Below are 8,744 nucleotides of genomic sequence, written 5' to 3'. Positions count from 1 at the left end.
CCAGCCTGGTGCTCTTTCAGAATGCCAATGATCTGTTCTTCGCTGAAACGGCTTCTCTTCATCGTCTGTCTCCTCAGTTGGAGAACAGGCTAACCAAAATTCGAGGACATTTCAGGGGAGCAGGTCAGACTGAGAGTTTGCAGAATTGGACTTTCAATCGGCTGAGTAAGCGTCTGATGTTCCCGCCGCGAGGCCGTGCTCGTATTTGAGCGGCTGCAGGAAGTTTCCGTGTTGCGCGCGGATGCGGCGCGAAAGAACGAATTCTCAGCGTTGTGCTCAAGTCTCTGCGTTCTCCACGCCTTGGACGAATGTTCGGTTTGCTGGTCGCCAGACAGCTACCCGATAGATGGTCCATCTCGTGAATGGGCTTGCCGTTGCTGATTTTCCCGACGTTTATGATCTGCGATCCATATCGGTCGGTCACGATTGTTGACGAACAGGCGCATGTCGTCGCGGTGACGTGTCATAGCAACGTAGGCGAGGTGCCGATCCATAGTGCGGGAGGCAAGGACGTAGGATTGATCAACGGTTGCGCCCTAGGATTTGTGGATGGTGACAGCGTAGCCATGATCAAAGGTGCGGAAGCTGCGTGGATCAAAATGGACAAGGCGGTTGGTGTCTCCGTCGAGCTTTACGGCAATTTCGCCGCTCTCGGCTTTCACGACCGTTCCCAACATCCCGTTTTTCACACCGATGTCTTTGTCATTGCGCGTAAAGACGATGCGGTCGTCAGTGGCGAAAGCGCGTTTGCCGGTGTCTGTGGTGAACAGGGTTTCAGGTGGCGCATCATCACCTGATCGAAGCGCATCCCGAATGGCCTGATTGAGCGCATGCACATCTTTGCGCTTGTGGGCAAAGGCGAGGCGTGACTTTGAGGTGCCCTTTGCTGCAACATCCATCGCATAGCTTTCGACAAGGGCTTCGATTGCGTCGGATCGTTCTTTGGTGTGCGTGTGCGTGGCTCGAACTGCCGGGCTATCGCAGGCTGCTTAACACCGCGGCGAAACTGTTTGAACAAGCCGTTCCACAAAGCTTCAAAGACTGCTTTCGTGACATTGGCTGCACCGCGGCACAGGTCGTGCTGCAAGAGCAAATGAATGCTGCGTTAGCAATAGCCGCATGTGCACAAGTCCGTTTTTCCCACTTGGACGAAACCGCTCTCGCGGTATTGGCGCTTGGGGCAATGACAGTGCATTAATTCAGCAGTGGATTTGGTGGATGGGCGCACCTGCCTGACGATTGGGGCCTTCTCAATCTGATGACAGGAGGTTCCGATGACGGACCAGTATGTGCCTGCGCTGCGCCAGCGCTTTCTCGAAGACATGCGGATCAAGGGGCTGCAGCCGAAGACGCAGACGATGTATCTGCGAGCGATGCGGGAGTTCACGCGGTATCTGGGCCATTCACCTGATAGCGCGACACCGGAGGAGCTGCGAGCGTTTCAACTGGATATGAAGGAGCGCGGCGTCGGCGCGCCGACCTTCAACAATCGCCTAACGGTGCTGAGCTTCTTTTTTGCGACGACGTGCCCGCGCCCGGAGATGAAGCGGCATATGCGTTATCAGCGCGCCGCCAAGAAGATACCGGTGGTGCTCAGCGCTGAAGAGGTTGCGGGGATTTTGGAGGCGGCCCCGGGGCCTGGGCTCAGATACCGCGCTGCCTTCAGCGTGGCCTATGGCGGCGGATTGCGCGCCAGCGAGGTCACGAATTTGAAGGTCGGTAACATTGACAGTGACCGGATGCTGATCCGGATCGAGCAAGGGAAGGGTCGCAAGGACCGCCATGTGATGCTGTCGCCGAGCCTACTTGAACTGCTGCGCTACTATTACCGGGAGGCGCGTCCCGCTGGCTGGTTGCCCACCGACGAGTTCATCCGGCGGTTCCTGATACATGTCCTGCCGCCCGGCTTCCATCGCATCCGCCATGCAGGCTTCCTCGCCAATGCCATCCGGTGAGATAGGATCGAGAAGATCAGGCGCTTGTTGGATGCAGCGCCAGAACCGGCGCAGACATCAGACGAATGGACAAGTGACGGCAACGACGAGCAGCACGCGAAACAGTCTTGCCCCAAATGCGGAGGCGCGATGGTCATCATTGAGACCTTCCTGCGCGGACAAACACCCAAATCCCGCGCACCACCTTGGGAGGATGCCGCATGATACAACACGAAAACCCGGGCCCTTCTTGCGCAGACCCCGGACCAATCAGTGCGGCCATCTCACAAAATCCTGGGCTGCATCAGGCCTGTGGCGGTAAAATGGGAGCCAAATTGGCCAAATCGTGTCGGGAACATCAATTGGATCGCACAGCCTGTCATCACACAGCCGCTCACTATGCTCATCCACCTCTGCAGCCGTAACGCACAATCCCCATAGCACCGAAATCCGCCCGCGCTTTCCTCCTTGTCAGATTTATCGCTGCTGCAGCTCGCGCTGACAGCAGCAACAAACCTTGGACAAATCCGTCATAGGGCGTCGAAATCAAAGGTCTCCTTCGGGCTGCGCGCTGACCTGGGGGCACCGCGCGGCTGACGTCGGTAGAGAGACCAAACCCACCCCGTTTCCACAATGACGCGAATGTCCACAACCGAGAGTAGACTCATTGACTTATGAGATCGCGGATGGCATCCACGTGAGAACAAATAAAGAACACAGGGTTTTGGAAACGCTATGCTTCAGAAAGCAACTGTAAGTATTGATGTGTCTGACATGACCAAGGCCTTGACGTTCTATGTCGAAGCCTTGGGATGCAAGTTCAAGAAAAAGTACTCAGATGACTGGCAAGTGGTTTCCGTAGGAACTCTCGATCTTCACATACAACAAAAAGCATCAGGGACCATTGGTGCCGCCGACCACAAACGTGACTATAGCCGTCATTGGACCCCTGTTCATCTTGACTTCATAGTTGATGATATCGAACCGATTTGCGCCAAGATAGAAAATCGTGGCGGCACGGTCGAAAAGAAAACATTCTCAGAGATTGCAGATCTTGCAAACTGTGCAGATCCGTTTGGAAACGGTTTTGATCTTATTCGGGAGGACCTCGAATAGAAGCCCGCAGAACGTTCGAAGAAGATTTGGAAAGCGCAAAGATCGCTTACCGAAATTTCGTCAAGCAGAGATTGGCGCAGCCGCAGCGAAATGGCGCTTTGTCCCGCAGAGCTGTCATCGGGATAGAGCTCTGACCTACTGCGCTGACGCAAAGCCGCTTCAAGCCCATATCTACCGCGTTGTTGAAAAATGAGGAAGGTCCGGTTCAGATTTGGAGGGCAGGAACATGCGAAAATCAAGTAAGGTTTTTGCCAAGGATTTGCGTCATAGGATTTTCAAAGTTAACAGCATTATCACTCACGATGACAAAAACGGCCCTTTCTTTTTTGCCGCAGAGATATTGGCAGGGGGTCATAATCCAGTCTCGCTGCGCTCCTTAAGTACATCCAGAGCTACGTTGAGTGCATTGATGGCGGCGGGAAAGCCTCCGTACAAGGACATTTGCCAGATTGCTTCTGCGATTTCTGTTCTGGAGAGCCCGGCATTCAGGCCGCCCTCAATATGAATGCGAAGTTGAGGGGCTGTCTGTCCGCCCAAAGCAGTCAGAGCTGCAATCGTTGCAAGACTGCGATCACGAAGCGACAATCCAGGTCGATCGTAGTGCTGCCCGTAAACAAAGCTGATCAGGTCCTGAGGCATTCCCGGCAAAAGCGTGCCGTAGCGCGCCTCCAGGGCCTCTTCCAAACCGGGGTTGTGCGCATCGGCCAGTTCCTTGCCACGCTCATACGGGTTTTCCATTTCACTCATTCTCTCAAGCCTCAGGGGTAGGTTCGCGCCGACACGGTGCCTTCCAACATGGACGGAAGGATGAGCGTGTTTTCGTATGTCGCGATATCCGCAAGCCCGGCCGGGAACTCAGCCACGACCGTGTGCGTGCCATCCGCGCCGACCGAAAAGAGCTGTCCCGTGATCCAGTCGCTGACCAAAAGCGTGTCGCCGATCCGCGCCACGCCGTCGAGATTTCCAAGGCTCGGAACGATGGTGTTGATCGCTTGAGTCTCAAGATCGACCGCGAGCAACGCACCCGGTACTTCTGTAGAAAAGTCGTCGCGCATCCCTTGCCCCCAAGACCCGACAACAATCCGTTCGTCGTCCAGGTAAAGGCCATTCGGATACGCCAGCGCCTCGTCTTCAAGCCAGACGGTCATATCGCCTGCCCGATAGTGCCAGATGCGATTTCCAATGAAATCGCTGATATAGGCCTGTTTGCCGTCGGACGTAATGTCATTGAGAAACACCGCGCCATCGACCTCCAGGCTTCGCAGAACGCGTCCTGTCTGCAGGTCAATTTCGTGCAGACGCGTGAGATCTGCGACAAGCAGCGTCTCCCCTACAATTGCCATGCCCTTGGGTGCGTCCAGTCCCGTGACCCAGCTCGGTTCCGAAATGTCGCCATCAAGAGACAGCAGGGCCAGGTGCCCGTTTCCGTCTGCTTCTCCAGGGTGCCCTTGGATGACACTGACGATGACACGGTCATGGGCTGCGTCAAAAATCGCACTTTCGGGCATATCGAACGGACCAGCGGCCCAACTTGTCGGATTGGCATGCAAGGGGGAGGTCAGAGCGATCAGAACAGTCGCGATGGATGTGATGGTATGGTTCATGGATTACTCCGTTGCTGTGTAGCAACCTCTATATTTAAGATACCAGTATGGCTATTTTACTCTGTATGGTATCTATATATGATACTTTTTTCTCCTCTCAGCATCGCGAGGTAACTATGCAAGCGGAACTCTTCGAGCTTCTCAAGACTGTTCTGAAAGCGCGTCGAATGACTTATGCAGACTTGGCTGGGCTGTTGGAACTGTCAGAGCCAACCATCAAACGCATCTTTGCGGAGAGAGATTGCAAGCTCAGCCGTATGAACGAAATTTGCGCCGCGCTCGGCCTCACCCTTGATGATCTAGTGGCAGAGGCAAACCGCATTGATGTGCAGCCGACCCGACTTACTGACCGTCAGGAGGCGCGGCTCGCCGAGGACCGCCCAGCCTTCAACCTGTTTCTTTTGCTTCTGGATGGCATGACGATTCAAGCGATCAAGGAACACTATCAGTTGGAGGAGCAGAGAATCTTCGAACTTGGCCTGAAACTCGAAAAAATGGGACTTGCGGAGGTCATGTCGGGCAATCACGTTCGCCTGACCGCTCAAAGCCCGGTTGAATTTCGTCGCGACGGCCCATTGCACCAGGCCCTTGTGAAGCTGAATATGGCGTTTGTTCGCAACACCTACCTCGCGCAGGATACAGAGCACTCGGCCTATCTAACTCAAACACGTCGCATGACGCATAGGACTGCTCAGCACATTCTGGCGCGTCTTCGTGATGTTCAGGTCGAATTGTCGAACCTCGCCCGCAGAGACCAGCTGACACAACCCGACAATGCTCTTCAGAGCTTCAAGATTGGCATCGCACTCTCTCCAATCGTGTTTTCCGAACTCCTCTCCTTGACCGAAGCAAGCTCGTAACACCCAACCTCGAAGGTTTTGGTCGCCCGCGGAAAGGACCGCAGTTGGAGAGCTCACTCGGAGTGGTCATTGGCGCAAAAGCCATTTTCCCGCCTTGGCGTCATCTATGACCCTTGCAGCTAGGTTCCAGGGAGAGCCCTTAGTTCAGAATGCTGCACTGGACATCAATGTCTGTTTTAGCAACTTCCAAAGATGCGTTTCTGATAGCTCCGAACTGCGATCTACCCCCATCGTCACAGGCAGAGATACGACGTTCACCGCATGGCTTCGGCAAGTGCCTCGGTGTCTTCATAAAAGTGATAGAGGACGAGTTTTCCATCTTCGAATTGGGTGATCAAAGCCCAATCGCTGATGAAGGGTTTGCCGGTCGCCCGCACTGTGTGCTGGAGTGTCCCGTAGAGTGCGGCGTGCGTTTCGTCACCGAATGCGGCTGTGATCTCGAAATCCCCAGGTTCGAGGACTTCGGCGAAGCCTCCAAAGAAGGCCTGTGCGCCCTCATGGCCGATGAACGTCCCATGCATTGGGTTGCCCGAATTGCTGCTTGGGTTGGTCGAGATGAATACGGCCTCGGGCGCCGTCAGCGCCATGGCTGCCTCCATCGCGCCCGAGAAAATCGCTCCCAGGAATGATTGGGTCAGTTCTACGGCGGTCTGTGTCATTGGTCTCTTCTCCTGTGTCGCTCGTCTTAGATTTTCCGAGGTTTTCAAAGTAATAGGCAGCACATGCCTTTTTCGAATTGTGCCAAGAGCTTATCAGACCGATAAATCGCGCACGGAACTAGGTATTTTTCGCCGGGATTTGTGCATGAATAACCGAAAGAATGGACTCGAGTGGGATGACCTCCGGTTTTTCCTGGCCCTTTCGCGTGCTGGCAGCCTTATGGGAGCCGCCCGCATGCTGGGTGTGGAGCACTCGACCGTCGCGCGCCGCATCACCGGCCTGGAGGAGGCCTTGGGGCTTCGCCTGTTCGACCGGCTGCCCCGAGGGTGGCGGCCGACCACCGAAGGTCAGCACCTGATCGCCCGGGCTGAAGCCGTGGAAAACGAAGTTGTCGCGTTGACGCGCGCTGCGTCAGGTATCGACAGCCTCAGTGGAGAAGTGCGGGTTTCTGCGCCACCTTTGCTGTTGGCGCATCTCATCGCGTCGGCGGTCGTACCCCTCATGACAAGCCACCCCGGCATCACGCCCTTGCTTGTCGGAACAACCGAGAGGAGCGATCTGAACAAGGCTGAGGCAGACATCGCGCTGCGCCTCGGGGCGATTGCGGATCCCGATCTCGTGATCCGCAGCGTCGGGTCAGTCGGTTACGGGCTGTATGCCCGGGCAGACCAAGCAAACCGTCCGCCTCGTGAACGGGTGTACTTGTCTTTCGAGGAACCTGGCATCAAACGGCCCCAGAGTCAGTGGCTTAGGGAAAAGGTGAGCTTGGAAGGCGCTCGCATCGGGTTGAGAAGCAATGATATGACCACTCTCATCAACGCGTCTCGCGCTGGCCTCGGGATTGCTATGCTGCCGCGGTTCTTCGCCGCGAAGTTTCCCGAATTGCTCGAGGTGCCCGACGCAGCTTCGTTCCCAGCCCAACCTTTGCATCTCGTCATGCATGCTGACATTCGCCTGGCACCACGAGTCCGCCTCGTCGCCGATCACCTCTATGATGAAGTGCGAAGGTCTCTAACGTGTATCACATAGGCGCCCTCTAATATCCGTTTTCCGGAACATCAGTTTTCGCGCGTGACTGCGCCCCCTTAGGTCGTCCGACAACAGTGGATGTTCATGATGCGCGCGGCGAAATCACGAACCTCACGGGCGCGCCCAGCATCCAGAGCCCGACTCCAAGCATGGTCCCGCCTGCCAGATTGCCACCCCAGAACGACAGGCTTCTTGATCCAAAGCGGTTCACGATCTGCTTCTTGATCGTTACGGCAACGAGGGCGATCAGACTGAAGCAAACAAATCCGTTCAGGTACATGAAAAGGCCGAGAACCAGAATTTGACCACTCACGTTTCCCAGCTCGACGGCGACGAACTGGGGCAGGAATGACGTCAGCAGGACGACCATTTTCGGATTTCCGAGATTGGTAAGAAGCCCCTGGATATACGCCGCATAGAGCGGCTCCTCCGACCGCAGGTCCGAGATATCGCTGACCGGGTTTTCATCGGCACGAGACGCGAGCGAAGCACGCAGCATCTTGTACCCGATGTAGATCAGATAGAGGGCGCCTGCTGCGCGAACCGCCATCCAAATCACAGGCGAGAGGGAGTTCACGAATTCCATCCCGAAAGCAATCGAAGGCACGAAGAAAAGACCGGCAGAAATGACCCCGAGAATAGCCGTAAACGCGTGCTTCATTCCTTGAGAAGTCGCGCGGGAAACAACGACAATACTGTCAGGTCCGGGGGTCAAGAACATGAGTGCATGTATCCCGACCATCACTGCAACCAGGTTCCAATCCATCACAACACTCCCATCAAATACCGCTTGAATCTAAGGCCACGGTAGGCTGTCAGGGGGATGGTGTAAAAAGGAAATCTTACCATGGGCGATAAGGTGAAAAAATCAGACCCGATCTTTCTCAAATCGGAGAATACCGTGAGACCTCTGCGTATCTTGAATGCCGAACAGCCCGGGATGGGTTTCGCATGACCTCGAACCAGGAGCATATGACCAAGTCCCTGATCGCGGCCGGCTGGACTGAGGATAGGGCGCAAACGCTCCGGAAAGGCAATTGGATCGTCGTTTTTGACACCAGCAGCTGGATGATCCTGGCGACCGACACGACCCCGCGGGTCTATGACGTCCCGGTCCCCCAGTCGGATTCCGCCAACCTTACTCAGTGGACGGTCGGGTTGATCGAGCATCTGCTTGAGACGCATGACGGCGGAGAGGCCTGACACGACTCTTCCAGGATTATGAAAGGGCCCCGCGGGGCCCTTCCTGTGTTGTTCTGTCGAGATGAAGATCAGATGAGCTCTTCCTGCTTTTCGTCTTCCTTCATCGCATCCCGGTAATCCTTGTAGTCCCTCCAGCTGGTGATCAGCATCTTCAGGACGTCCTTGCGGGGAATACAGGGCGTTGTCCCGTGTTGGCGGTGCGCTGCCCGACGATCTTCGTGCGGGCGGTCAGGATCGGATCCCGGGCCTGCAGGTTCTTGCTCTTCTTCAGGCCTTCGAGGAAATCATCAGCCAGATCTGGGCGATCCTTGCGCACGTGGTAGATCAGGGAGGTCATG

At 55.7% G+C, this 8,744-nt stretch carries 11 protein-coding genes and 2 pseudogenes; 8 read left to right on the top strand and 5 right to left on the bottom strand.

Features of this window, described 5'->3' with window-relative positions; all coding sequences use genetic code 11:
- The 5 genes and pseudogenes from So717_RS22475 to So717_RS21240 form a co-directional block, all read left to right on the top strand.
- On the top strand, positions 1 to 209 hold a 209-nt coding region (locus So717_RS22475), incomplete at its 5' end, for a hypothetical protein (RefSeq protein WP_238841168.1).
- Positions 210 to 362: 153 nt separating this feature from the next.
- Entirely contained in the window at positions 363 to 797 is a 435-nt protein-coding gene (locus So717_RS21250) for a hypothetical protein (RefSeq protein WP_159981125.1), read from the top strand.
- A gap of 477 nt (positions 798 to 1,274) precedes the next feature.
- Positions 1,275 to 1,826 (top strand): annotated as a pseudogene (locus So717_RS21245) (tyrosine-type recombinase/integrase); the annotation flags it as partial.
- A gap of 24 nt (positions 1,827 to 1,850) precedes the next feature.
- Positions 1,851 to 2,159 (top strand): annotated as a pseudogene (locus So717_RS22800) (transposase); the annotation flags it as partial.
- A 510-nt stretch (positions 2,160 to 2,669) separates the two neighbouring features.
- Positions 2,670 to 3,050: a VOC family protein gene (locus So717_RS21240; RefSeq protein WP_159981122.1), complete on the top strand. Its 381-nt coding sequence runs from the start codon at positions 2,670 to 2,672 to the stop codon at positions 3,048 to 3,050.
- A 351-nt stretch (positions 3,051 to 3,401) separates the two neighbouring features.
- Here the strand turns inward: So717_RS21240 and So717_RS21235 are convergent, their stop codons facing one another.
- Positions 3,402 to 3,797, bottom strand: coding sequence for a carboxymuconolactone decarboxylase family protein (locus So717_RS21235; protein WP_238841166.1), 396 nt, complete (start codon positions 3,795 to 3,797; stop codon positions 3,402 to 3,404).
- A gap of 11 nt (positions 3,798 to 3,808) precedes the next feature.
- A complete protein-coding gene (locus So717_RS21230; protein ID WP_159981119.1) occupies positions 3,809 to 4,654 on the bottom strand; it encodes an SMP-30/gluconolactonase/LRE family protein in 846 nt (281 codons plus the stop codon).
- A 47-nt stretch (positions 4,655 to 4,701) separates the two neighbouring features.
- Here So717_RS21230 and So717_RS21225 point away from each other — a divergent pair, with 47 nt between their 5' ends.
- A complete protein-coding gene (locus So717_RS21225; protein WP_306439512.1) occupies positions 4,702 to 5,514 on the top strand; it encodes a helix-turn-helix domain-containing protein in 813 nt (270 codons plus the stop codon).
- Between the two features lie 254 nt (positions 5,515 to 5,768).
- Here So717_RS21225 and So717_RS21220 read toward each other — a convergent pair whose 3' ends face one another.
- Positions 5,769 to 6,173, bottom strand: coding sequence for a nuclear transport factor 2 family protein (locus So717_RS21220; protein ID WP_159981114.1), 405 nt, complete (start codon positions 6,171 to 6,173; stop codon positions 5,769 to 5,771).
- A 145-nt stretch (positions 6,174 to 6,318) separates the two neighbouring features.
- Here So717_RS21220 and So717_RS21215 point away from each other — a divergent pair, with 145 nt between their 5' ends.
- The gene (locus tag So717_RS21215) at positions 6,319 to 7,203 is read left to right on the top strand and encodes a LysR family transcriptional regulator (RefSeq protein ID WP_159981111.1); all 885 of its coding nucleotides are present in this window, start codon (positions 6,319 to 6,321) and stop codon (positions 7,201 to 7,203) included.
- An 82-nt stretch (positions 7,204 to 7,285) separates the two neighbouring features.
- Here the strand turns inward: So717_RS21215 and So717_RS21210 are convergent, their stop codons facing one another.
- The gene (locus So717_RS21210; RefSeq protein WP_159981108.1) at positions 7,286 to 7,969 is read right to left on the bottom strand and encodes a LysE family translocator; all 684 of its coding nucleotides are present in this window, start codon (positions 7,967 to 7,969) and stop codon (positions 7,286 to 7,288) included.
- 206 nt (positions 7,970 to 8,175) lie between these two features.
- Here So717_RS21210 and So717_RS21205 point away from each other — a divergent pair, with 206 nt between their 5' ends.
- Positions 8,176 to 8,406 carry a hypothetical protein gene (locus So717_RS21205; protein WP_159981105.1) on the top strand — a complete coding sequence of 77 codons (231 nt, stop codon included), beginning with the start codon at positions 8,176 to 8,178 and terminating at the stop codon, positions 8,404 to 8,406.
- 151 nt (positions 8,407 to 8,557) lie between these two features.
- Here the strand turns inward: So717_RS21205 and So717_RS21200 are convergent, their stop codons facing one another.
- On the bottom strand, positions 8,558 to 8,743 hold the full coding sequence (locus So717_RS21200; protein ID WP_159981102.1) for a hypothetical protein: 186 nt from the start codon (positions 8,741 to 8,743) through the stop codon (positions 8,558 to 8,560).
- Position 8,744: the final 1 nt, after the last annotated feature.

This window comes from Roseobacter cerasinus (assembly GCF_009811755.1).
Lineage (GTDB): Bacteria > Pseudomonadota > Alphaproteobacteria > Rhodobacterales > Rhodobacteraceae > Roseobacter > Roseobacter cerasinus.
This window is presented reverse-complemented; position numbering and strand designations above follow the sequence as displayed.